19 protein-coding genes and 7 pseudogenes are annotated in these 21,712 nt (G+C 69.8%); 19 read left to right on the forward strand and 7 right to left on the reverse strand.

Going from position 1 to position 21,712, the window contains the following annotated elements; all coding sequences use genetic code 11:
• Window positions 1-22 precede the first annotated feature (22 nt).
• The 7 genes and pseudogenes from OG199_RS40990 to OG199_RS41020 all read left to right on the forward strand — a co-directional run bounded on the left by OG199_RS40990 (window position 23) and on the right by OG199_RS41020 (window position 6,085).
• The gene (locus OG199_RS40990; protein WP_356809328.1) at window positions 23-391 is read left to right on the forward strand and encodes a zinc-binding dehydrogenase; all 369 of its coding nucleotides are present in this window, start codon (window positions 23-25) and stop codon (window positions 389-391) included.
• Entirely contained in the window at window positions 391-642 is a 252-nt protein-coding gene (locus OG199_RS40995; RefSeq protein WP_356809327.1) for a hypothetical protein, read from the forward strand. The genes OG199_RS40990 and OG199_RS40995 overlap by 1 nt, the downstream gene beginning before the upstream one ends.
• Before the next feature lie 5 nt (window positions 643-647).
• Entirely contained in the window at window positions 648-1,529 is an 882-nt protein-coding gene (locus OG199_RS41000) for a universal stress protein (protein WP_405834007.1), read from the forward strand.
• 110 nt (window positions 1,530-1,639) lie between these two features.
• Window positions 1,640-2,224: pseudogene (locus OG199_RS41005) on the forward strand (phosphoketolase); the annotation flags it as partial.
• A 41-nt stretch (window positions 2,225-2,265) separates the two neighbouring features.
• Window positions 2,266-2,952 (forward strand): glyceraldehyde 3-phosphate dehydrogenase NAD-binding domain-containing protein, encoded by a 687-nt coding sequence (locus OG199_RS41010; protein WP_405834009.1) that lies wholly within the window; start codon window positions 2,266-2,268, stop codon window positions 2,950-2,952.
• On the forward strand, window positions 2,952-3,695 hold the full coding sequence (locus OG199_RS41015) for an HAD family hydrolase (protein ID WP_405834011.1): 744 nt from the start codon (window positions 2,952-2,954) through the stop codon (window positions 3,693-3,695). Before OG199_RS41010 ends, OG199_RS41015 begins: the two co-directional genes overlap by 1 nt.
• Window positions 3,696-3,697: 2 nt before the next feature.
• Entirely contained in the window at window positions 3,698-6,085 is a 2,388-nt protein-coding gene (locus OG199_RS41020) for a glycoside hydrolase family 65 protein (protein ID WP_405834013.1), read from the forward strand.
• A gap of 15 nt (window positions 6,086-6,100) precedes the next feature.
• Here the strand turns inward: OG199_RS41020 and OG199_RS41025 are convergent, their stop codons facing one another.
• Both OG199_RS41025 and OG199_RS41030 read right to left on the reverse strand, forming a co-directional pair.
• Window positions 6,101-6,370, reverse strand: a complete 270-nt coding sequence (locus OG199_RS41025) for a universal stress protein (RefSeq protein WP_405834015.1) — start codon at window positions 6,368-6,370, stop codon at window positions 6,101-6,103.
• Window positions 6,371-6,814 (reverse strand): universal stress protein, encoded by a 444-nt coding sequence (locus OG199_RS41030; protein WP_405834017.1) that lies wholly within the window; start codon window positions 6,812-6,814, stop codon window positions 6,371-6,373. It abuts the gene before it with no gap.
• A 291-nt stretch (window positions 6,815-7,105) separates the two neighbouring features.
• Here OG199_RS41030 and OG199_RS41035 point away from each other — a divergent pair.
• The 6 genes and pseudogenes from OG199_RS41035 to OG199_RS41060 all read left to right on the forward strand — a co-directional run.
• Window positions 7,106-7,432, forward strand: a pseudogene (locus OG199_RS41035) (GNAT family N-acetyltransferase); the annotation flags it as partial.
• A 108-nt stretch (window positions 7,433-7,540) separates the two neighbouring features.
• Window positions 7,541-8,206, forward strand: a pseudogene (locus OG199_RS41040) (acetate--CoA ligase family protein); the annotation flags it as partial.
• Window positions 8,207-8,245: 39 nt separating this feature from the next.
• A pseudogene (locus tag OG199_RS41045) lies at window positions 8,246-8,329 on the forward strand (hypothetical protein); the annotation flags it as partial.
• A gap of 6 nt (window positions 8,330-8,335) precedes the next feature.
• Entirely contained in the window at window positions 8,336-8,986 is a 651-nt protein-coding gene (locus tag OG199_RS41050) for a CBS domain-containing protein (protein WP_405834831.1), read from the forward strand.
• Window positions 8,980-9,489: a flavodoxin domain-containing protein gene (locus OG199_RS41055; RefSeq protein WP_405834019.1), complete on the forward strand. Its 510-nt coding sequence runs from the start codon at window positions 8,980-8,982 to the stop codon at window positions 9,487-9,489. The genes OG199_RS41050 and OG199_RS41055 overlap by 7 nt, the downstream gene beginning before the upstream one ends.
• 239 nt (window positions 9,490-9,728) lie before the next feature.
• Complete coding sequence (locus tag OG199_RS41060) at window positions 9,729-11,498, forward strand: GAF domain-containing protein (protein WP_405834021.1); 1,770 nt, start codon at window positions 9,729-9,731, stop codon at window positions 11,496-11,498.
• A 100-nt stretch (window positions 11,499-11,598) separates the two neighbouring features.
• Here the strand turns inward: OG199_RS41060 and OG199_RS41065 are convergent, their stop codons facing one another.
• The 3 genes from OG199_RS41065 to OG199_RS41075 form a co-directional block, all read right to left on the reverse strand.
• Window positions 11,599-12,300, reverse strand: a complete 702-nt coding sequence (locus tag OG199_RS41065) for a response regulator (RefSeq protein WP_405834023.1) — start codon at window positions 12,298-12,300, stop codon at window positions 11,599-11,601.
• A 122-nt stretch (window positions 12,301-12,422) separates the two neighbouring features.
• Complete coding sequence (locus tag OG199_RS41070) at window positions 12,423-13,085, reverse strand: CBS domain-containing protein (RefSeq protein WP_356807182.1); 663 nt, start codon at window positions 13,083-13,085, stop codon at window positions 12,423-12,425.
• Window positions 13,086-13,113: 28 nt separating this feature from the next.
• Window positions 13,114-13,578, reverse strand: coding sequence for a cyclic nucleotide-binding domain-containing protein (locus OG199_RS41075; protein ID WP_356807184.1), 465 nt, complete (start codon window positions 13,576-13,578; stop codon window positions 13,114-13,116).
• A gap of 302 nt (window positions 13,579-13,880) precedes the next feature.
• On the opposite strand from OG199_RS41075, the gene OG199_RS41080 reads away from it, so the two are divergent.
• The 6 genes and pseudogenes from OG199_RS41080 to OG199_RS41105 all read left to right on the forward strand — a co-directional run.
• Window positions 13,881-14,789 carry a universal stress protein gene (locus OG199_RS41080; RefSeq protein ID WP_356807186.1) on the forward strand — a complete coding sequence of 303 codons (909 nt, stop codon included), beginning with the start codon at window positions 13,881-13,883 and terminating at the stop codon, window positions 14,787-14,789.
• Window positions 14,790-14,811: 22 nt separating this feature from the next.
• A pseudogene (gene ppdK, locus OG199_RS41085) lies at window positions 14,812-17,442 on the forward strand (pyruvate, phosphate dikinase).
• Window positions 17,443-17,470: 28 nt separating this feature from the next.
• Window positions 17,471-17,779 (forward strand): annotated as a pseudogene (locus OG199_RS41090) (universal stress protein); the annotation flags it as partial.
• Window positions 17,780-18,078: 299 nt separating this feature from the next.
• Window positions 18,079-18,288 (forward strand): universal stress protein, encoded by a 210-nt coding sequence (locus tag OG199_RS41095; protein WP_405834026.1) that lies wholly within the window; start codon window positions 18,079-18,081, stop codon window positions 18,286-18,288.
• Between the two features lie 243 nt (window positions 18,289-18,531).
• Entirely contained in the window at window positions 18,532-18,948 is a 417-nt protein-coding gene (locus OG199_RS41100) for a hypothetical protein (protein WP_405834028.1), read from the forward strand.
• Window positions 18,949-19,145: 197 nt separating this feature from the next.
• Window positions 19,146-19,532: pseudogene (locus OG199_RS41105) on the forward strand (transposase); the annotation flags it as partial.
• A 340-nt stretch (window positions 19,533-19,872) separates the two neighbouring features.
• Here OG199_RS41105 and OG199_RS41110 read toward each other — a convergent pair.
• A complete protein-coding gene (locus OG199_RS41110; protein WP_356807198.1) occupies window positions 19,873-20,385 on the reverse strand; it encodes a DUF4389 domain-containing protein in 513 nt (170 codons plus the stop codon).
• A gap of 320 nt (window positions 20,386-20,705) precedes the next feature.
• Window positions 20,706-21,290 (reverse strand): hypothetical protein, encoded by a 585-nt coding sequence (locus OG199_RS41115; protein WP_405834029.1) that lies wholly within the window; start codon window positions 21,288-21,290, stop codon window positions 20,706-20,708.
• Window positions 21,291-21,712: the final 422 nt, after the last annotated feature.

Raw genomic sequence — 21,712 nt, forward strand, 5'->3', positions numbered from 1 at the left:
CCCGGGCCGACTTCGCAAAGCGGTGCCCGACGGGGTCTCCCTCGACGCTGCCCCGCTCACCTGCGCCGGCGTCACCACGTACAAGGCGCTCAAGGTCGCCGGAGTCGGGCCCGCCCAGGTTGTTGCCATTTTGGGAGTCGGGGGACTGGGCCATCTGGCAGTGCAGTACGCGAAGATCGCCAGGGCGACGGTGGCGGCTATCGATGTCACTGACGAGAAGCTCGAACTCGCGTCGGAACTGGGCGCCGACCTCGTCATCGACGCCCGCACCCACGACCCGGCCGAGGTGCTCAAGCGGTTCGGTGGCGCGCACGCCGCGATCGCGCTCGCGATGGACGAAGCCGCGTTCTCCGCTGTGTACGGGGGCTGCGGCGCGGCGGGAAGCTCGTGATGGTGGCCCTCCCGGCTCATGGAACGATCCAGGTCCCGATCTTCGACACCGTTCTGAACGGCACGTCGGTGATCGGCTCGATCGTCGGTACACGGCAAGATCTCATCGAGGTCTTCGAACTGCACGCGGCGGGCCGCACCCGGGTCATCCGGGAATCCCGGCCCCTCGTCTCCGTCAACGAGTCCATCGACGAGGTACTGCACGGTCACGTCAAGGCCCGGATCGTCTTCGACTTCGATGAAGGACGGTGAGGACGGTGGAACTGCCCCTGGTCGTGGGCGTCGACGGCTCGGAGTCCAGCCTGCGCGCCGTGGACTGGGCGACGGACGAGGCCGCGCTGCGCGGTGTACCGCTGCGCCTGGTGTACGCCTCGCTGTGGGAGCGCTACGAGGGCGCTGCGGCGGGCGAAGGCCTCGGCAAGCGCTCGGAGCAGGTGATGGCGGACAACATCGCGGAGGCCGCCGCGCGGCGCGCCCGGAGCCGTGACCCCGATGTGAAGGTCAGTACCGATGTCCTGCCCGACGACGCGGTGAGCGTCCTGCTGAACGAGGCACACACCGCCTCCGCGCTGGTCGTCGGGTCGCGCGGCCGCAGCGGCCTGGCCGAACTTCTGCTGGGCTCGGTCCGTCTCGCGGTAGCCGGCGGTGCGGCCTGCCCGGTGATCGTGCTGCGGGGCAACCACGACAACCAGGCTAGGGCCGGGAATCACCGGCGCGTGCTACTCGGAGTCGGGGAGGCACCGCACGACACGGCGGCGACGCGTTTCGCCTTCGAGGAGGCCGAGATCCGCGGCGCCGCCTTGGAGGCCGTGCGGGCCTGGCGATGCCCGGCGCGGGAAAGCACCGACCACCCGCTGTTCGCGGGTGAACCGGCCCGTTTGCACGAGGAACGCGCCGTGGAGATCCTGGCATCGGCGCTGAGCACGGCCGCAGCCGAACACCCGGACGTCGACCTGCGGCGCAGCACCGTCGAAGGGACCGCCCGCCGAGTTCTGCTGGAACCTTCCGCCCACGCGGACCTGTTGGTTGTCGGCGCCAGGAAGCGCGACGGACACGCCGGGCTCCAGCTCGGTCTGGTCGCCCACGCGGTCCTGCACCACTCCGCTTGCCCGGTCGCCGTGGTACCGCAGCGCGGATGAGTGGGTCACGGGGTTGCTGCGCGGTCGCGGACGTACGTCCGAGGGCCGAGCGGCGGCCGCGCGTCACACGGCGACGACGGCAGGGGCCCGGATACCCGGACACCGAATTGATCGAGGCTCGCGCCCACTGCGCCCGCGGTGCCGGAGTCTGGGAGTGGGCGGGCACGGAGAACGGCGGCGAACCGGATGTCGTCCTCGCCTGCGCCGGTGACGTCCCCACCCAGGAGGTCCTGGCCGCGGCCCAGTTGCTGCGCCGGCAGCTGCCCGAACTCGCCGTACGCGTCGTCAACGTCGTCGACATGACCCGGCTGATGCCGCGCGAGGACCATCCGCACGGGATGAGCGACCGCGAGTACGACGGACTGTTCACCACCGACAAGCCGGTGATCTTCGCCTACCACGGCTACCCCTGGCTCATCCACCGTCTCGCCTACCGCCGTACCGGCCACCCCCAGCTGCACGTCCGCGGCTACAAGGAGATGGGCACCACCACGACGCCCTTCGACATGGTCGTCCGCAACGACCTGGACCGCTACCGACTCGTCATGGACGTCATCGACCGGGTCCCCGGCCTCGCTGTCCGCGCCGCCGCCGTGCGCCAGCGGATGGCCGACGTCCGCACCCGCCACCACGCCTGGATCCGCGAACACGGCACCGATCTGCCCGAGGTCGCCGACTGGACCTGGACCGGCTGACCGCCCACCCCAACACCGGCTGAGCAGAGGAGTTCATCGCCATGACCGTACGGGTCGGCATCAACGGCTTTGGCCGCAGAGGCCGCACGAATCTGCGCGCGGCACTCGACCGGGCGGAGGCCGGCACCGAGGACGTAGAAGTGGTCGCCTTCAACGATATCGCCCCGCCCGCGCCCCTGGCCCACCTGCCGGAGTACGAATCCACGTTCGGCCCCATCGGACGCGAGGTCAGTCACGACGACAACTCTGTCACCGTCGACGGCCGACGCATCGCGGTCTCCGCCGAACGCGACCCGGCGGCCCTTCATTGGTCGGACTACGGCGCCGACGTCGTCATCGAATCCACCGGCCGCTTCCGGGACCGTGACGCCGCGGCCCTGCACCTGAAGGGCGGCGCCCACGCGGTCCTGGACGGCATCGCGGTGCGCGTGCCCGTCGAGGATGGTTCGCTCACCGACCTCTCGGTGGTTCTGCGGACGGCGGCGACGGCAGAGGAGATCAACACCGCTTTCGCCGACGCATCGGAGGGGCCTCTGAACGGCATCCTCCGTGTCTCGAGGGCACCGATAGTCTCCCGGGACGTCATCGGCGACCCCGCCTCCTGCGTCTTCGACCTGGCCCTGACCCAGGCCAACGGCTCCCTGGTGAAGGTCTTCGACTGGTACGACAACGAGTGGGGCTACACCAACCGGCTCCTCGGCCTCACCGCACTGGTGGCCGACGCCTGATGAGCGCGGAGCGGAGCGGCACCGACCGCGTACCCCGTGCGCTGCGGGGGACGCGGGCCGTGGTCCTCGACACCGATGGCGTCATCACGGACTCCGCGCGGGTGCACGCCGCCGCATGGAAGACGGCCTTCGACACCTTTCTGAGCCCACGCGGTGAGCGCCCCTTCGATCCACGCGATGAATATCTGCGCTACGTCGACGGGAAGTCGCGCCTCGACGGCGCCGCGGCCTTCCTCGAAGCTCGTGGCCTGCGACCTTCCGAGGACGAGGTCAGGGCCGTGGCCGCACACAAGGAGCTGCTGTTCACCGAGCAGCTGCGCGCCGGGCGCGTCGACGCCTACCCGGGCACGGTCCGTCTGCTGCGCGCCCTGCGGTCCGCCGGCATCCCGCTGGCCGCCGCCTCCGCCTCCCGCCACGCGGGCGAACTCCTCGAACACGTCGGAGTGCGAAATCTGTTCGACACCCTGGTGGACGGCGGGGAGGCCGCTCGGCTGGGGCTCCCCGGGAAGCCCGACCCCGCTCTCTTCCTGGAGGCCACCCATCGCCTCGGGGTTCCCGCCGGACACGCCGCCGTCGTTGAGGACGCCCTCGCCGGCGTCGAGGCCGGGCGGCGCGGCGGATTCGGTCTTGTCGTGGGCGTCGACCGCGCCCGCACCCCAGCCACCCGAACCGCCCTCCTAAAGCATGGTGCGGACCTGGTGGTCGAGGACCTCGTGGAGCTGCTCACACAGAAAGAGGACTGAGGATGGCCGACTGGACCTGGGAGTACGAAGGCTACGAGCCCGCGCAGGAGCGGCTGCGCGAGGCGCTGTGCACCCTCGGCAACGGCTACTTCGCCACCCGGGGCGCGGCTCCCGAATGCGAGGCGGACCCCGTCCACTACCCGGGGACGTACGCGGCAGGCTGCTACAACCGCCTCACCTCGGACGTGGCCGGCCACCGGGTCGAGAACGAGGACATGGTCAATCTCCCCAACTGGCTGCCACTTCGAGTGCGCACCGCCTCAGGGAACTGGCTCACGCCCGAGACCCACAAGGTTCTCGACCACCGTCAGACCCTGGACCTGCGCGCGGGCACGCTGGAACGCACCCTGCGCTACGAGTACGTTGAGGGCGGTGTGGGCCGGTACCTCGCCGTACGGCAGGTACGGCTGGTCCATATGGCCGACCCGCATCTGGCCCTGCTGCGCATGGAGTTGACGGCTCAGGGTTGGTCCGGGGAGATCGAGATCGAGACGGCGTTCGACGGGAGAGTGGCGAACACCGGAGTGGAGAGGTACCGCTCCCTCGCCTCCCGACACCTTATGGACCTCCGGACCGGCACCGCGGCGCCGGACACGATGTGGCTGGACTGTCGGACCAACACCTCCGACATCAGGATCGGCCTGGCGGCGCGCACGACCGCCGACGTACCCGTCCAGACCGTGGACGCACACGAAGACGCGCGGGCGGCCCAGCTGCTGCGACTCTCCCTGACCGACGGCCGGACGATCACCGTGGACAAGACGGTCGCCCTGCACACCTCCCACGACCCGGCCATCAAGGATCCCGCGCACGCCGCTCTCGACCGGGTCGGCCGCGCTCCGGACTTCGAGACCCTGCTGGACTCCCATCGCACGGCCTGGCAACAGCTTTGGCGCAACGCCGAGTTGGACGTGCCGAACAGCGCGGGCCCGGTGCTGCGGCTCCACCTCTTCCACCTGCTCCAGACGCTCTCCCCGCACACCGCGGAACTGGACGTCGGCGTGCCGGCGCGCGGTCTGCACGGCGAGGCCTACCGGGGACACGTCTTCTGGGACGAGCTGTTCGTCCTGCCGTACCTCAACCTGCACTTCCCCGAGGTCTCCCGCGCCCTGCTCACTTACCGCCACCGCCGCCTCGAGCAGGCCTGCCGGGCCGCGGTCGACGCCGGTCACACCGGTGCAATGTACCCGTGGCAGAGCGGCAGCGACGGCCGGGAGGAGACCCAGCAACTGCACCTCAACCCGCGCTCCGGCCGCTGGCTCCCCGACCACTCACGGCTGCAGCATCACGTCGGTTCGGCGATCGCGTACAACGTGTGGCAGTACTGCGAGGCGAGCGGCGACACCGAGTTCCTGCACACCAAGGGCGTCGAGATGCTCGTGCAGATCGCCCGCTTCTGGGGCGGTCTCGCGGCGTGGGACGGGACGCTCGGCAGGTACCGGATCCGTGGCGTCGTCGGCCCCGACGAGTACCACGACGCCTACCCGGGCGCGGAGCGGGCTGGACTCGACGACAACACGTACACCAACGTCACCGCCGCCTGGGTGATCGCCCGCACCCTCGACGTCCTCTACGACCTGCCCGAAATGCCGCGCCGAGACCTCTGCGAGCGCACCGGCCTCGAGGCGGCGGAACTCGACCGCTGGCATGAGGTCTCCCGGAAGCTGTACGTGCCCTTCCACGCCGGGGTGATCAGCCAGTTCGAGGGCTACGGCGCACTGGAGGAGCTGGACTGGGACGGCTACCGGACACGGTATGGCGACATCCGGCGGCTCGACCGGATCCTGGAGGCCGAGGGCGACAGCGTCAACCGCTACCAGGCGTCCAAGCAGGCGGACGTCCTGATGCTGGGCTACCTCTTCTCGCCCGCCGAACTCGGCGGTCTGTTCCGCAGGCTGGGGCATGAGGTGGACGACACTGTCTGGCGGCGCACCGTCGACCACTACCTGCGCCGCACGAGTCACGGCTCGACGTTGAGCAGCGTGGTGCACGGGTGGGTGCTGGCCAGGGCGCGGCGCGCTGAGGCGTGGGCGTTCGTGCACGAGGCGCTGGCCGGGGACATCGCCGATCTGCAGGGCGGCACCACGGGGGAGGGCATCCACCTCGGTGCCATGGCCGGCACCCTTGATCTCGTCCAGCGTTGCCTGACCGGTCTGGAGACCCGGGGCGGCGTACTGCGGTTCGATCCGGTGCCGCTGCCGGAGTTGTCCGAGTACGGCTTCGCGATTCGCTACCGCGGCCATCGCGGTGTGCAACTGCGCTTGCGGGCAGCTGAGCTGGGGATTGCGGTGCCTGCTTCCGACCAGGATCCGATCGACATCGCCCTCGCGGATCGCATCGTGTCCGTGGGTCCCGGGGAATCGCGCACCCTCCTCCTGCCGCACCCGTGACCGGACGGTCCCGTGTCAGTCCGGAACCACAGCCACCGGGCACGCGGTGTGCTCCAGCACGGCCCGCAGAGTGGGGCCGAGCGTCCGGCCCGGGCGGCCGACCACCAAGAGCTCCGCCGAGGCTGACGCCCGGACGAGGGCGGCCGATGGGATCTGGAGACGGACATCTTCGTAGACGTCCACGCGCGGGTACTTCTCCCGCCACGGCCGCAGTGCGTCCGACAGCAACCGCACCTCCTGGTCTTCCCACGCGCCCCGGTCCTCCTCCGGCAACGCGTACGGCAACTACCGCCCGGCGCAGGACGGCAGCCGCCAGGTATGGATGGCGTGCAGCCGGGCACCGCGGCGCCAGGCGGCGTCGAACGCGAAGTCCACGACAGCGCTCACCGGGTTGCGGGCGTCCACGCCCAGAACCACCTGGCCCGTACGCCACTCGCCGCCCGTAGGGCCATGGCCGCCGTCCGGTACCAGGACCACGGGCAGGTCCGAGCGGGCCGCCACCTCATGGACGACGGAACTCACGGCCGGCACCGGGACGCCGTTCTCGCCGAGCAGCCCGAGAACAGTGATCGAGGCCCGCGAAGCCAGCACCGCGGCGATCGCTCCGGCTCCCTCGATGCGCACGACCCGCAACGGCAGCCCGCGCAGCCGCGCGTCCCCCGCGGCCCACTCGGCCGCCGCCCTGCTGGGCGCGGATCCGTCGACCCCGACAACAATCGGCTCGGTCATGGCAGCAGTTCCCTCCACGCGGACGGGATTCCAAGGGTGTCCACCTTCCGCCGTGGCCCGACCCACGAGACAGGGGCCGACTGACCCATGTGGAGCACCCGATCAGCCCCTGGGGCGGGGCCGCGCACCGCTGGATGGTCGAAGAGTCGAGGAGTTCTGAGGAGGTCCGAGATGACGGACGACGAGCGCGATCGCCCCACCGTGCACGCTTTGCTCGCGGACGGCACCACCGTGTGCATACGGTCCGCACGGCCCGGCGACCACGAGCAGCTGCGAGGGCTCTACGAGGAGATGTCCCCGGAGAACATCCGGTTGCGGTTCTTCGCCGCCAGCCGCCGCTCCGCCGACCTGGCCGCGGACCGGGCCGCGGCGCCGGCCCGCCCCGGTTACCGGGCGCTGCTCGCCGAGACGCACGGCCGGGTGATCGGCCTGGCCGAGTACGAGACCGTCGACGACCCCGAGACGGCCGAGATGTCGATCGCCGTGGCCGACGGGCTGCATCACCGGGGTGTCGGCACCCTCCTGGTGGAACACCTCGTCTCCGCCGCGCGTGCGGACGACGTCACCACGTTCACCGCCGACGCGCTCAGCGAGAACCACGAGGTGCTGCGGCTCTTCACCGACCTGGGCCTGCGCGCCGGACGCCGCTTCGAGGGTCCGGAGGTGCGCTGCACCATCGCGCTCGGCGAGGACGACACCTACCTCGCGGCCGTCGAGGCCCGTGGCCGGGCCGCCGCCGAACTCCTCGCCTGCTACGGCATTCCGCAACTTCCGTGGGCCTGGGCCGAGACCGAGGACGACGCCGTCATCGCCGCCGAACGGCTCCGCGGTGCCGACGGCCGCGTGGTCATGAAGGCCCACTGGCCCGGCCTGGTCCACAAGACCGAACAGCACGCGATCCATCTCGACCTCGAGGGCGATGCCCAAGTACGCGCCGCCTTCCGGGACTTCGAGGCTCGGTTCGCCGGACTCATGACCGGAGTCGTCGTCCAGCCGCTCGCCGCGCGCGGCACCGAACTGTTCGCGGGCGTGACGCAGGACGACGTCTTCGGCCCGCTGGTGCTGTTCGGGCTCGGCGGCACGGCGACCGAGGTGCTGTCCGACCACGCCGCCCGCCTCGCACCGCTGACCGACCACGACGTACACGACCTGATCACTGCGCCGCGCTGCGCGCCCCTGCTGCTGGGCACGCACGGCGGCCGGCCGGCTGATCTCCAAGGCCTCGAACAGCTTCTGCTGCGGCTGTCCCGCATGGCGAGCGACCTGCCGCAGCTCGCCGAGGCCGACTTCAACCCCGTCCTGGCGACACCCGCCGCGGTCACCGTGCTCGACGCACGCGTCCGCCTGCTGCCGCGCCGCGCCCAGGACCCCTACCTGCGCCGACTGCGCTGAGGAGGAACAGAGATGAGCCAGAACAAGGTCGGATCGGTGATGGCCACGGAGGTCGTCACAGCCCGGTACGGCACATCCTTCAGGGAACTGACCCGGCTGCTCCATGAGCACCCCATCAGCGGACTGCCGGTGATCGCCGAGGACGACAAGGTCCTCGGCGTGACCGCCGAGACCGACCTTATGGTCCGGCAGGCGGCCATCCCGGACCCCTACGAAACACCTCGCCGCTTCCGGTTCACGGGGCTGACCCGCGGCGCCCGACGACAAGCCGCCAAGGGGCACGCCCGCCCGGCCGAACAGCTGATGTCGGTTCCACCGGTCACCGTGCACGCCGACGAAACCATCGCCGAAGCCGCCCGGACCATGGCGCGCAGCCGTGAGGAGCGGCTGCCGGTGGTGGACGACGAGGACCGGGTGGTCGGCATCGTCACCCGCCGCGACCTGATCCAGGTCTTCCTGCAGCCGGACGACGTGATCCGCCGCGAGGTGATCGACGAGGTGCTGGTCCACGCGCTGTGGATGACTCCCTCGACCGTTGAGGTCGGAGTGCACGAGGGCGTCGTCACCCTCGACGGCCATGTGGAGCGCCGGAGCGAGGCAGAGATCGCCGTCTCCATGACCGACCGGATCGACGGCGTGGGTCGCGGTGGTCGACAAGCTCACCTACCGGATGGACGACTCGCACGTGCGACCGGACGAGCTGGCCCTGCACGGTGTCAGCGAGACATGGATGCGCAAGCTGTGAGGCACACGGCGAGAAGAGGGGTACCGACATGGTGAGCAAGGTGCTCGTCGCCTACGGGACGACGAACGGATCGACCGCGCGGATAGCCGAGACGATCGCCGAAGTCCTGCGGAAGAAGGGCCTGTCCACCGAGGCGGTGCCCGCGCGGGCGGTGAAGAACATCGACTCGTACGACGCCGTGGTCGTGGGCGGCGGTCTGTATGGCGGGCGCCGGCACAAGGACGCCCGCCGCTTCGTCCGTCGGTACGGCCGTGCGCTCGCCCGGCGCCCGCTGTGGTTGTTCCGCAGCGGTCCACTCGACAAATCGGCCACGTACAAGGACATCCCGCCTGTGTCCGGCGTGCGGCGGGTCATGACCCGGCTGGATGCCCGCGAACACGTCACGTTCGGGGGCTGTCTGGAGGACTGCGCCAAAGGATTCGTCGCCCGGAACATCGTTTCCTCGGGGAAGGGAGGGGACTTCCGCGACTTCGAGCGGATCGAGACGTGGTCAGCACGCGTGGGTGCCGAGCTGTTGTCCGTGGCACATACGGGTTGAAGCAGCGGCAGCCCGTGCCGCGGTGGAATGGGGTGCAACCGGAACCGTTCGGTTGCACTCCATCCTGCTCCCGGAGCGCGGTGTGACCGGAAGCGGCCTCGACGACGCCTGCCTGCTGAACTTCCTTCAGCAGTCACGTCGTCGGGCAGTGCGTGGTGATGCCCAAGCCTCCCAAGCAGTACCGTGAGCGCAGGCGAACTGGTGCGCGGTCTTGATCGCTGAATCGGCTGGAGGAAGCGATGGGCGCGGAGGACGCGGACCCCCGTGGGGAATCCGAGCAGCAATTGCCCAGGCTTCGGCTCGATGAGCTGCTGGGCGAGCTGCAGGTACGTATCGACGCGGTGCGCGGCACCAGGGACCGTCTGCACGGCCTGCTGGAGGCCGTCCTCTCGGTCGGGCGGGAGCTGGACCTGCCGCAGGTGCTGCGCAGCATCGTGGAGGCCGCGGTGGTGCTCGTGGACGCCGAGTACGGGGCGCTCGGCGTGATCGGCGGGGACCGGAAGCTGTCCGAGTTCCTGACCGTCGGGATCGACGAGGAGCGGCGCGCGCGGATCGGGGCGCTGCCCAGCGGACACGGGCTCCTCGGCGAGCTGATCCGGCACCCGGTGCCGCTGCGGCTGCCGGAGCTCTCGCGGCACCCGGAGTCGTACGGCTTTCCCGCCCACCATCCGCCGATGCACTCGTTCCTCGGGGTCCCGATCAGAGTGCGCGACGAGGTGTTCGGGAACCTCTACCTCACCGAGAAGCGCAGCGGCACGCAGTTCGACGCCGAGGACGAGTCGGTCCTGTCGACGCTCGCGGTCGCGGCCGGGGTCGCCATCGAGAACGCGCGGCTGTACGAGGAGACGCGCCTGCGCGAGCGGTGGCAGCGGGCCAGCGGCAAGGTCACCAGCGTCCTGCTGACCGGCGCGCCCGGCGAGGAGGTGCTGGAGCTCATCGTCGACGAGGCGCGGAAGATCGTCTCCGCGGACATGGGAATGATCGCGGAAGGCGTTCCGGGCGAGGAGGCGCTGCGTCCCGCGCTGGCCGTCGGGCTCGGCGCGGAGCAGCGCGGGGGCCTGGTGATGTCGACGCGGGACGGCTTCGTCGGAGCCGCGCTCAGCTCCGCGGAGCCCGTGGTCAGCGCCGACATCGCACACGATGGGCGCGCGAGCGAGGGCGAAGCCCAGTGGGGCGGGCTCGGACCCGTCGTGGCTGTGCCGCTCGGCATCAACGGGAAGGCTCGGGGTGTGCTGTTGCTAGGGCGGGTCCAAGGCGGCGCACCCTTCGGGGACGCGGTTACCGGACCGCTGCTCGGGTTTGCCGACCAGGCCGCCCTCGCCCTGGAACTGGCCGAACGGCGCCGGGACGCCGAACAGATCGCGCTGCTCCAGGACCGCGACCGCATCGCCCGGGATCTGCACGACCTCGCCATTCAGAGACTCTTCGCGGCGGGGATGACCCTGCAGAGCGCGCAGCGCTTCATGGAGCATCCCGAGGGCATGGAACGGCTGACGCGCACCGTCGACGACCTCGACGAGACCATCAAGATCATCAGATCGACGATCTTCGGCTTGCGGACACACGGTGGGTCCGGCCGAGAGGGCAACGGTCTGCGCGGCCGGGTCTCCGAGGCGGTCACGGCCTCGACCACGTCGTTCGGGTTCCCGCCGGCGCTGCAGATCGAGGGGCTCGTCGAGACCGACGTCCCCGGCGACATCGCCGACCACGCCGTCGCGGTGCTCGGCGAGGCCCTGAGCAACGCGGCCCGGCACTCCGGGGCACGGGCTGTGGACGTCCGGCTTCACTGCGCCGGGGGCGAGTTGGCGCTCACCGTGACGGACGACGGCTGCGGGGTGCCAAGTGACGTACGGCGCAGCGGGTTGAAGAACATGGAGGAGCGGGCCGTCGCCCTCAGGGGCGCATTGACGCTCGGCGAGCGGCCCGAGGGCGGAGGCACGCGGCTGGTGTGGCGGGTACCGGTGGGCGCACCCAGCGCTGGGCCGGGACCCGGTCCGGCGAATGACTGAGACAGCCGGTGACCTGCCTGTGCGTACGGTGTCCGGCGGCTGCGGGAGACCAGGGCCGGTCGCGCAGGCCGGCACGCCTGCGACAGGGCACTCCCCGGGGTCAGCGACTCTTGCGGTCGGCGGTGTCGGGGTTCTCCAGGTGGCTGGCCAGGACCGCGGCCTGGACACGGCGCTGGACACCGAGTTTGGCCAGCAGCCGGGAGATGTGGTTCTTCACCGTCTTCTCGGACAGGTACAGCTTCTTGCCGATCTCCCGGTTGGTGAGCCCGTCCCCGATGAGCGCGAGGATGTCCCGCTCGCGGGGCGAGAGGCCGGCGAGCTCGGGAGCGAGGGCCGGTTCCCCGGCCGGGTCGGCGCGCAGCGACCGCATCAGCCGGGCCGTCGTGGTCGGATCCAGCATCGACTGGCCCGAAGCCACGGTGCGGACTGCAGAGACCAGGTCGGAGCCCTTGATCTGCTTGAGTACATAGCCTGCGGCTCCGGCCATGATCGCGTCGAGCAGTGCTTCCTCGTCGTCGAAGGACGTCAGCATCAGGCAGGCCAAGTCCGGCATCTGGCTGCGCAGCTCGCGGCAGACGCTGATCCCGTCGCCGTCCGGCAGGCGGACGTCGAGCACGGCCACGTGCGGACGCAGTGCCGGGCCGCGCACCAGCGCCTGTTCGACGCTGCCCGCGTCGCCGACCACCGAGATGTCCGGCTCGGCGTCCAGGAGATCGGTCAGGCCACGGCGTACGACCTCGTGGTCGTCCAGCAGAAAGACCCTGATCGGGTTCTGTTCCGTGAAGGCACGCGCCTCGGCCATGAAGACCCCTAGTTGAGTTTCAGTAGTGGACTACGGACCACCAGCGGGTTGTGACGACGATCGTCACCCTCCGGGGCCGAACACACTAGGGCCGACCGGCCCAATTCCATCGCGACCGCCCGTCACCGCACCTGCTGCGCCGACGGGCCCGTGAGCTCGAACTGGACGTCCACCACACCCTCAACGGCCCGTACCAGGCGCGCGGCCACAGGCACCAAGGAGGTGTCCCGGACGCGCCCGGCGAGGGTGACGACCCCGTCCTGTACCTGCACCCGTATCGGTGACAATGGCGCACGGAACAGATACGACACCACTTCGCGGCGGACCTCCTCGGCGATCTCCTCATCGTCACGCAGGAATACCTTGAGGAGATCGCCGCGACTGACGACGCCCTCCAGCAGCCCCACGTCGTCGACGACGGGCAGCCGCTTGACCTTGGCGTACGCCATGATCCGGGCGGCCTGCGCCAGGGTCGCGCCCGCCCGGACGGTGACGGCCGGGGTCGTCATGAGTTCCTCTGCCGTCACAGCGCCGGCCTTGGCGAGATCAGAGAGCCGTCGCAGCTGCGTGTACCGGTCAGGATCGCTGTCGCGGAACTCCTCCTTGGGGAGGAGATCGGCCTCTGAGACCACGCCGATCACTCGGCCCTCGCCCTCCAGGACGGGCAGGGCGCTGACCCTCCACTGCTCCATCATCTCCACGATCTCCTTGAAGTTGGCCCTGCGGCCGATGGAGGCGACGGTGTGGGTCATCACGTCGCTGACGACGTGCGGGGTACCGTGCACGGTGACTCCTCGGTGGATTCCGATGCGGTCAACGATCGACTCCGCTGCCGTAGGGCGCGTACAGGTCAAGGAGTCGTGTTCTGGCCGCACGCAGACGGCGTCCGACGGTGTTCCCCACCCACTGACTCACTGCCATGCCCAGGGCAGGATCGGCCTGACACATGGCCCGCACCACGTCGGCGTTGAACTCGTAGGCGCGCACCGGGCTCGTGGCCTCGGCGCCCATATGCCAGGTGTGCGGTGCGTACAACCAGGACCAGCCGACGAGTTCGTTGTGGCCGAGAGTCTCGATGGCCGCAGCTCGGCGACCGGGCACACTCATGTCGAGGGCCACCGCGCCACTACGGATGATCCAGAACCGGTCCGCGCGATGTCCCTCCTCGAACAGGCGGGTTCCCTGAGGGAAGGACACTTCCCGGGCGATCTCCATGAGCCGCTCGGCGCACTCGGCCGGCAACGCCCGCAGCATGCTGGAAGTGGGGGAAGCGTTCATGATCCTGGCCTCTTCCTCGAGCACGAGACTGCTATCTCCAATTTCTCTGTGAAGCCCCGTATTCACCATGGGCCGACCGGCCCCGAGGCCGGGCCGCACGGCACCGAGCCTGGACATGCGGCCGACACTTCCCCCCCCACTGTGTGCAAAGGGCCGCCGTTCCGGGCGTGGAAGGGCCGACAGCACTTGGGCCGAAGGGCCCTCGGAAGGGTCTGCACGGCCTCTGCACCCATGCCGGCCCTGGGACGAGGCTCGTCGGAAGAAGAGGAAATCCACGGGCATGCACGCTGGAGGTGCGGACCATGCTTCGACACGTCGCCGCGGGGATCGACGGTTCTCCCGAAAGCCTGGCCGCCGCTCACTGGGCGGCCCGGGAGGCTGTACGCCGAGGCACGGCGCTGCGCCTTGTGCACGCCTGGAAGTGGCAGCCGCGCTCTACCGCGTCCGTGCCGGCCGACATGCCGCAGAGGGCCTGGGCCGAGGAGACGCTGTCACGAGTGTTGGACACGGTACACGCCGGCCACAGCGACCTGCTGATCATCGACGACTTGCTGGAGGACACGCCGGTCACGGCTCTTCTGGCCACGGCCGGGCAGGCCGACCTGCTGGTTCTCGGCTCCCGTGGGATCAGCGGAGCAGCCGGGTTCTTGACCGGATCGGTGTCACAGCGGGTGGTCGCCAGGTCGATGCGCACCGTGGTGCTGGTGCGGGCGGGACGGAGCGGCACCGACGAGCACTTCTGCGCGATGGACGGGATATCCCCGGAAGAGATACCCGAGACCCCGTACCGCGATGTCGTGCTGGGCCTCGACACCGAGCAGCCGTGCGACGAATTGATCGAGTTCGCCTTCGACGCTGCCCGGCGCCGTGCAGCCCCGCTCCGCGTGATCCACGCTTTCGGCGGCCCGTCCGCCTACACAGCGGCCGACCGGCTCACTCCGGTTGACGGCCCGCAACTGCTCGCCGAACAGGAGCGCTCCACGGTCGGGACACTGCGTCCCTGGTGCGAGAAGTTCCCTGAGGTTGCCGTGACCGAGACCGTCGCGAAGGGGCGGGCTGCCAGTTTGCTGATCCGGGCCTCGGCCGACGCGGGTCTCGTGGTCGTGGGACGGCGGATGAGGGAAGCCAGGTTCGGCACCCACATCGGATCCGTCGCGCACGCTGTGCTGCATCACGCCCCCAGTCCCGTCGCCGTCGTCCCGCACGTCTGAGCAGCCCCGGAGGATGAGAGAGATGACCCGGTACGTGTACGGATTTACCGAGGGCGGCCGTGACATGGCGGACCTGCTCGGCGGCAAGGGAGCCAACCTCGCGGAGATGACCCGGCTGGGACTGCCGGTACCGCCCGGCTTCACCGTCACCACCGACGCCTGCCGGGAATACCTGGCCACGGGCAAGGAGCCGGTGAGCTGGCCGATCAGGTCGCCGCGGCAATCGACGAGTTGGAACGTGGCGCCGGTCGTGAACTCGGTGGGCGGGACAACCCGCTGTTCCTGTCCGTGCGTTCGGGCAGCAAGTTCTCCGTGCCCGTCATGATGGAGACGATCCTCGATGTCGGCCTCAGTGACGACTCTGTCCTCGGGCTCGCCAAGGCCACAGGCTGCGAGCAGTTCGCACAGGACTCTTACCGTCGCCTCCTGCAGATGTACGGTCGCACGGTCCTCGATATCGATCCAGCACTGTTCGACCGGCGGGGGACCACCAGCGACCCCGCCAAGCTCGTCGAGGACTTCAAAAGGATGATCCGGGACGCGACGGGCGAGGAGTTCCCGCAGGACCCGGGCGAGCAACTGCACCGGGCGATCCAGGCGGTCTTCCGCTCCCGGAACAGCGAACGAGCCCGCCTGTACCGCCGCCGCGAACACATCCCCGACGACCTGGGCACCGCTGTCAACATCCAGGTGATGGTCTTCGGAAACCTCGGTCCGGACTCCGGGACAGGTGTCGCCTTCACACGCGACCCGGCCACCGGTACCCGCGGGGTCTACGGCGACTACCTTCCCAACGCACAGGGCGAGGACGTGGTGGCCGGCACCCGCAACGCCGTACCGCTCGCCGAACTGAATCGGTGCGACCCGTCCTCGTACCGGCAACTCAGCAACCACATGAACACTCTGGAGCACCACTTCCGGGATCTGTGCGACGTCGAGTTCACCATCGAGCGCGGCACGCTCTGGATGCTCCAGACCCGGGTCGGCAAACGCACCGCCGAAGCCGCCTTCCGCATCGCGGAGGCCCTCGTCGACGAGAATCTGATCGGCGCGGACGAAGCGCTCGCCCGGGTCAGTGGGACACAGCTCGCCCAACTCACGTTCCCCGGCTTCGCCGCGCACATGACCACGAAGCCGCTGGTCCACGGCGTCCCGGCTTCACCGGGCGCAGCCGTCGGCGCGATCGTCTTCGACTCGGCCGAGGCCGTGCGGCGCGCCGCGACGGGGGAGAAGGTGATCCTCGTTCGCCGCGAGACCACCCCCGACGATCTGCCCGGAATGGTCGCGGCCGAGGCCGTGCTCACGAGCCGTGGCGGCAAGACCAGTCACGCAGCGGTGGTGGCGCGCGGTATGGGCAAGGTGTGCGTATGCGGTGCCGAGGAACTGACGGTGGGCGTTGAGACACGGACGCTCACCGCACCCGACCGGACCGTGCTTGCCGAAGGCACGGTGATCTCCGTGGACGGCACGGCGGGCATGGTCCACCTCGCCGCTCTGCCGCTCACCGCCTCGCCGGTGAGCCACTTCCTGGACACCAGGGAACACGACGGAGCGCTGACCGCAGTTGTGGACCGTACCCTCGAACACGCCGACACCGTGCGGCGCTTGGGGGTGCGTGCCAACGCCGACAGCCCGGAGGACGCGGCACGTGCCCGCCGCTACGGAGCCGAAGGCATCGGACTGTGCCGCACCGAGCACATCTTCGTCGGCGAGCGGCGGATCCTGGTCGAGGCGATGATCCTCGCCGAGGACGAGGCAGGGCGCCGCACCGCGCTGGACGCGCTGCTGCCGCTGCAACGGGCCGACCTCGTCGGCATTCTGGCAGCTATGGACGGGCTGCCGGTGACGATCCGGCTGATCGACCCACCGCTGCACGAGTTCCTGCCCGACCGCACCGAACTCGCCGTACGCGTCGCCACCCGACCCACCGCGCACGACCGGCGTCTGCTGGCTGCTGTGGAGCGCATTCACGAGAGCAACCCGATGCTGGGGTTGCGCGGCGTGCGCCCTAAGACTGGTTTGTTCCGGGACTGGTCGAGATGCAGGTGCGGGCGATCGCCGAGGCCGTCGTGGAACGCCGGCGGGCCGGGGGAGATCCCCGGGCCGAGATCATGGTTCCGCTCGTGGGGACGGTCGAAGAACTCAGGATCGTGCGGGCGGCGGCGGAGCGAGTACTCGCCCAGGTGTCGGACGCCGCCGGGCACCCGTCGGCTGCCCCATCGGCACGATGATCGAACTACCCCGTGCCGCCCTGCCCGCGGGGCGGATCGCCGAAGCCGCCGACTTCTTCTCCTTCGACACCAACGACCTAACGCAGACGACGTGGGGACTGTCCCGCGACGACGCAGAGGCATCCTTCTTCCCTGCGTATCTCGACCAGGGGATCATCGCCACCTCGCCTTTCGAGACCCTCGACCGGGACGGCGTCGGCCGTCTGGTCCGGATCGCCGTCGAAGAGGGCCGTGCGACCAGCCCCGCCCTGAAGATCGGCGTATGCGGCGAACACGGTGGGGACCCGGACTCCATCCACTTCTTCCACGACACCGGCATCGACTACGTCTCCTGCTCGCCGTTCCGCGTCCCGTCGGCCCGCCTCGAAGCGGGGCGAGCGGCACTCAAGAACCGGGCCGACGGCAGGACAGCCGCCACCTAGACAGCATTGACCAAGGGGAGGGAACGACATGACCATCCGTCATGTGACCGTCGGGGTGGACGGCTCGCTCATCGCCGTACGAGCGCTGGACCGGGCCGCCGAGGAAGCGCTGCTGCGCGGCGCCCCGCTGGACATCGTGTACGCCGTGCCCGACCCCGACGAAGCCGGCCCGGTACTGGCGTCCGCAGCCGCGCGGGTGCGCGAGCGGCACCCAGGACTACCCGTCACGGCCTCGGTCTTCCAGGGCGGACCGGTCCAGGCGCTGGCCCGGCACGGCCGAGACGCGGCGCTCACCGTCATCGGCACACGGAGCCTCGGCAGTCTCGCCGGCTTATTGTTCGGCTCGGTGAGCCTGCGGCTGGCCGCGCATACGCGAGGTCCGCTGCTCGTCGTACGGGGGAACTACAGGGCAGCCGGCCGTAGCGAGGTGCTGCTCGGCCTGGAGGACGAGGCCGACATGGATGCCGCGGCTTTCGCCTTCGCGGAGGCGCAGCGTCGCGGGCTCCGGCTGCGTGTGGTGCACGCTGGCCCCCGGTACCGCCCGGCGGCCTCCCTTCCTGCACTGGTTGCCGCGGATCAGGTCCGCGACGGTGCCGGCCCACAGGCACAGACCGAACCGTTTTACCGTGCCGTGCTGTGGCCGGGGCACGGGAGCAGTATCCCGGGGTCGAGGTGCAGACCCGCAGGGTCGGCTCCGACCGGATGCGTGCACTGCTGGAGGCGACGCGTGATGCCGCCCTCGTGGTGGTCGGTTCTGGCAGCCACTCGCACCGCATCGGTCCGCGGCCGGGGCCCCTCGCCGCCTTCCAGCTGCATCACTCCCACTGCCCGGTCGCGGTCGTCTGAACGAGCCTCGGAGAACGATGTCCGGGTCGTTCGGTCCTGAATGCACATGGAGGGCTGGCGTGCCGCTAGGTCCTGTTCCGGGTTCGGATTATTGGTTTTGGGATTGAGCCGAAGCACGATGGTTGTCACCAAGGCAGGCTTGTTGTCATCAAGATCGACAGCGCAGTGTTGGGAGATCCGGAGCCGATGGCCTGGTCAGCTGCCTCCCGGCGTGCCGCGGTCGGCGTCGCGGGAAAATGAACCATGAAGTTCCTGAAGCGGCACACCCGCCGAGCCCAGCACAATGACTACGTTCCGGTTGACGATGATGAGGACGACGACGAATTCGCCCGCGGCGGCTACGTGATCAGCATCGAGCCGCAGGCGCCGACGATGACGCTTGTGGAGCCAATTCGAACCATGCGCTCGGAGGAATTCCCGGTCTCTGTGCCTGCACAAGAGCTGAAGCCAGGCGTGAACTACCTACTTGGCGGACCCGGGGAGCCGACATGCGAGGTGGTTCAGGTCGCGGCAGGCGAACCGTTGCCGGGCAGGCGTCGGCGCATTCGGCGAGGCAGGTTCAGGACCGTCGCTTCTGCTCATCCGGCGGGCACGTTGGTCACACCGGTCACCGCTGAACGCATCGAGGACTGGTCGCAGTGGATTCAGGCGGGTCGGTGACAGCCACCCTACTGGCCGCGCTCTCGGTGACAGGCAGCGTGCCGATTCGGTGACGACTGCGATGCTTCACCCACGCGAAACAGCAGTTCAGCGAAGATATTGGTGACAACTGTCGTACGTCGGCGCAGGGATTCGCCGGTGGCGGGCGGCTGGGCCTGGTAGTTGTCGAGGGTGGCGCGTGGTGATCGGATGTCGAGTGGGAGTTGGCCGAGCCTTTCTTGCCGTTGGGCGAGCGCGGCCCGGTCCCTGACCTGCGGCGGCTGTTCAACGCTGTGATGTGGCGGTTCAGGACTGGGTGCCCCTGGCGGGACGTGCCGCAGGAGTACGGCTCCTGGTCGACCGTTTACGGTGCGTTCCAGCGTTGGGCGGCGGCCGGGACCTTCCGGATGCTGATGGAGGGGATGATTGCCGAGGCGGCGGCCCGTGACCAGGTCGATCTCGACCTGGTCAGCGTGGATTCCACGGTCGCGCGCGCTCATCATCACGCGGCGGGGATGGCCGTCGACCCTGAGCTGCTGGACGAGCTGGAGAAGGCCGTCGCCGAGGAAAAGGGGCTTCTCGAAAGGGGCAAAGCGCACCGGTAGCTACGCCGGACGAGGACGGCGACGACGTGGTGCGTGAGGATCGGCGGCGGCGTAGAGCCCGGCTCCGTGCGGCTGAACTGGGCCGTTCCCGGGGTCGCGATGTACCAGGCGAGTGCCCGCGCTACGGCCCGGGTCGGCGGGGCGGATACGCGGGCAGCCGTGAACGCCCAGGACTGGCCGGCGTCGATGGGGGTCCGCGTGCCGGTCGGCAACCGTGCCGACCAGACACCGGGGTGCAGCAGTCCGTGCGCGATCAGGAACCCCGCCACCAGCACGCCGATCATGGCCGGTCCTTCCGGTGGGTGGGTTCTGAGCCGCCCACATCCAGTCGGAAGGGCGGTTAGCTGTCCGTCATGAGGGTGGCGTACGCGGCGACGCGAAGGGCCCACCGGTTGAGGCCGAGGACCAGGTCGTACAGGTCCTTCGGGTATCTCTCCGTGAAGGTCAGGGTCACGGCGGCGATGATCGTGAGGACCAGAATGAGCCCGCCGTACCCCACACCCAGCCGGAGGCCCCCGAGGAAGAAGCCGATGACGACGTAGTCCGGGGTTGCCAGTAGCCACCACTTCACCAACACCAGGCCGCGGGAGAGCCGCTCAGGGTAGGCGATGTCCAACCGGGCCGGATATTGAGGCTCCTCGCCCAGGCTGAACGGCGGGTATCGGTCAGTGCCCAGGGCGCCGTACGAGTAGTAGGCAACCCGCCAGGTCCAGCGCAGGACCCCCAGGTTGAAGTCGAACAGCGTGCGTGGATAGCGCTCGGTGAACAGGATGGCGAAGAACGCGATCACGCTCACCACGGTGAACGTGATCCACAGGAAGAACAGGAGCATGTAGTGGGGGACGGCGAGGATTTACTTCGCCAGCCACAGCTACCGGGACAGCGGATCGTCCAGACGTGCGTTCACCCGGACTGGGTTGTCCGGGACCTTCACCAGGCTCGACATGGTGCCCCTCCTTCAGCCCGGCGTGCGAGGCGCCGAGTTGGTCTCATGGGCCAGCGTGGCCGCCCGCGCGCGCCCCTTGCGAGAGCCGTTTGGGCCCGGCACGCCGGTCGGCCCAGAGCCTCGGCACAGGCCGCGACGGCTCATGTGACGGCGGGGCGACCAGGAACGGTCGCCCCGCCGTCGGATGTCTTCCGCCCGTGGGCCGCATCCCCCTGCTGGTTTCCGCGTCAGTTGGTCTTGCGCCGCCACTGCGGTCCGAGCTGCTCCCACTCGCGGCCCCATCGGTCGTAGAGCCGCTGATCGAACCGCCATTGGACGACGCGTCCGGCGGCGAAAGCCAGGCTGGCGAAGGCAAGCGCGGCTGCGGCTCCGAACACGTCCGCCTCCACAGCGGCCGTCGAGGCGGACGTCGGTTCGGTGGTGAGCCGCTCCCTGCCGTTCAGCCAGACGACGACTTTCGATCCGGCCCGCTGCCCGGGATCCAGCATGGCCCGGCCAGTACGCGTGGAGCCGTCCTTCCCCGTCCAGCGGACAGTGGCGCGGACCTGGTCGTAGGGCGTGCCCGCTCCCATATTCACGGTCGGAGCCGTGCTCTCGGCGAGAACGGCCTGGACCGGGTGCCGCTCGCGGCGAAGCTGCGCGAAGGACTCGTCGGCGGTGTGGGCCGTCAGCACGCCGATCAGGGTGCCGCCCGTCGCGATGACCATCCAGACCGCCAGCACGATCCAGGCCCCGACGACGTCGTCGTGTCGTCGCAGAGGATTGGTCCGCCACCGCCACAGCAGTTGACTCACACGCTTGGTCCCGCGCATCCGACCGCACCTCCTCGTTGTCCCGTCACAGACAGGACGGTGGCAGCGGGGACTGCATGGCGGGCAGGGGCCGTCCAGGCGGTATCGCGGGCCGTCCGGGCCCCAGCGAGGTCCGGTGGTGGGTCGTTCGGCCCTCGTACGCGAAGTGCGGCGCCACCGTCCACGTACGCGAGACCGTCGGCCGACCCGAACAGCCCGCCCGGTCCTCCGATGGGGACCGACCGGCCCAAGCGGACAGCGGCTGTCCGGTTCAGGCTGGACATACGAGTTCAATCCACGCGTGGGGCGATCGCCGAAGGGCTTTCCACCCTTGTCGGAGCCGACACGGCGGACACGGGCGACGGTAGTCGCGGGCAACGGTGAATCTGCATGCCGTCCTCCTTCACGACCGGCGTCCGCCAGGCACAGAGAAGGGGTCGTCA

Origin of the sequence: Streptomyces sp. NBC_01176 (assembly GCF_045039825.1) — a bacterium.
Classification (GTDB): domain Bacteria; phylum Actinomycetota; class Actinomycetes; order Streptomycetales; family Streptomycetaceae; genus Streptomyces.

What these genes read in the sequence shown, in the direction of transcription:
- OG199_RS41075 (WP_356807184.1), bottom strand. Translation starts at nt 13,578, where the DNA reads ATGAACGCTTCCCCCACTTCCAGCATGCTGCGGGCGTTGCCGGCCGAG.
- OG199_RS41015 (WP_405834011.1), top strand. Translation starts at nt 2,952, where the DNA reads ATGAGCGCGGAGCGGAGCGGCACCGACCGCGTACCCCGTGCGCTGCGG.
- OG199_RS41030 (WP_405834017.1), bottom strand. Translation starts at nt 6,814, where the DNA reads ATGACCGAGCCGATTGTTGTCGGGGTCGACGGATCCGCGCCCAGCAGG.
- OG199_RS41065 (WP_405834023.1), bottom strand. Translation starts at nt 12,300, where the DNA reads ATGGCCGAGGCGCGTGCCTTCACGGAACAGAACCCGATCAGGGTCTTT.
- OG199_RS41060 (WP_405834021.1), top strand. Translation starts at nt 9,729, where the DNA reads ATGGGCGCGGAGGACGCGGACCCCCGTGGGGAATCCGAGCAGCAATTG.
- OG199_RS41080 (WP_356807186.1), top strand. Translation starts at nt 13,881, where the DNA reads ATGCTTCGACACGTCGCCGCGGGGATCGACGGTTCTCCCGAAAGCCTG.
- OG199_RS41115 (WP_405834029.1), bottom strand. Translation starts at nt 21,290, where the DNA reads ATGCGCGGGACCAAGCGTGTGAGTCAACTGCTGTGGCGGTGGCGGACC.
- OG199_RS41020 (WP_405834013.1), top strand. Translation starts at nt 3,698, where the DNA reads ATGGCCGACTGGACCTGGGAGTACGAAGGCTACGAGCCCGCGCAGGAG.
- OG199_RS40995 (WP_356809327.1), top strand. Translation starts at nt 391, where the DNA reads ATGGTGGCCCTCCCGGCTCATGGAACGATCCAGGTCCCGATCTTCGAC.
- OG199_RS41100 (WP_405834028.1), top strand. Translation starts at nt 18,532, where the DNA reads ATGAAGTTCCTGAAGCGGCACACCCGCCGAGCCCAGCACAATGACTAC.
- OG199_RS41010 (WP_405834009.1), top strand. Translation starts at nt 2,266, where the DNA reads ATGACCGTACGGGTCGGCATCAACGGCTTTGGCCGCAGAGGCCGCACG.
- OG199_RS41055 (WP_405834019.1), top strand. Translation starts at nt 8,980, where the DNA reads ATGGTGAGCAAGGTGCTCGTCGCCTACGGGACGACGAACGGATCGACC.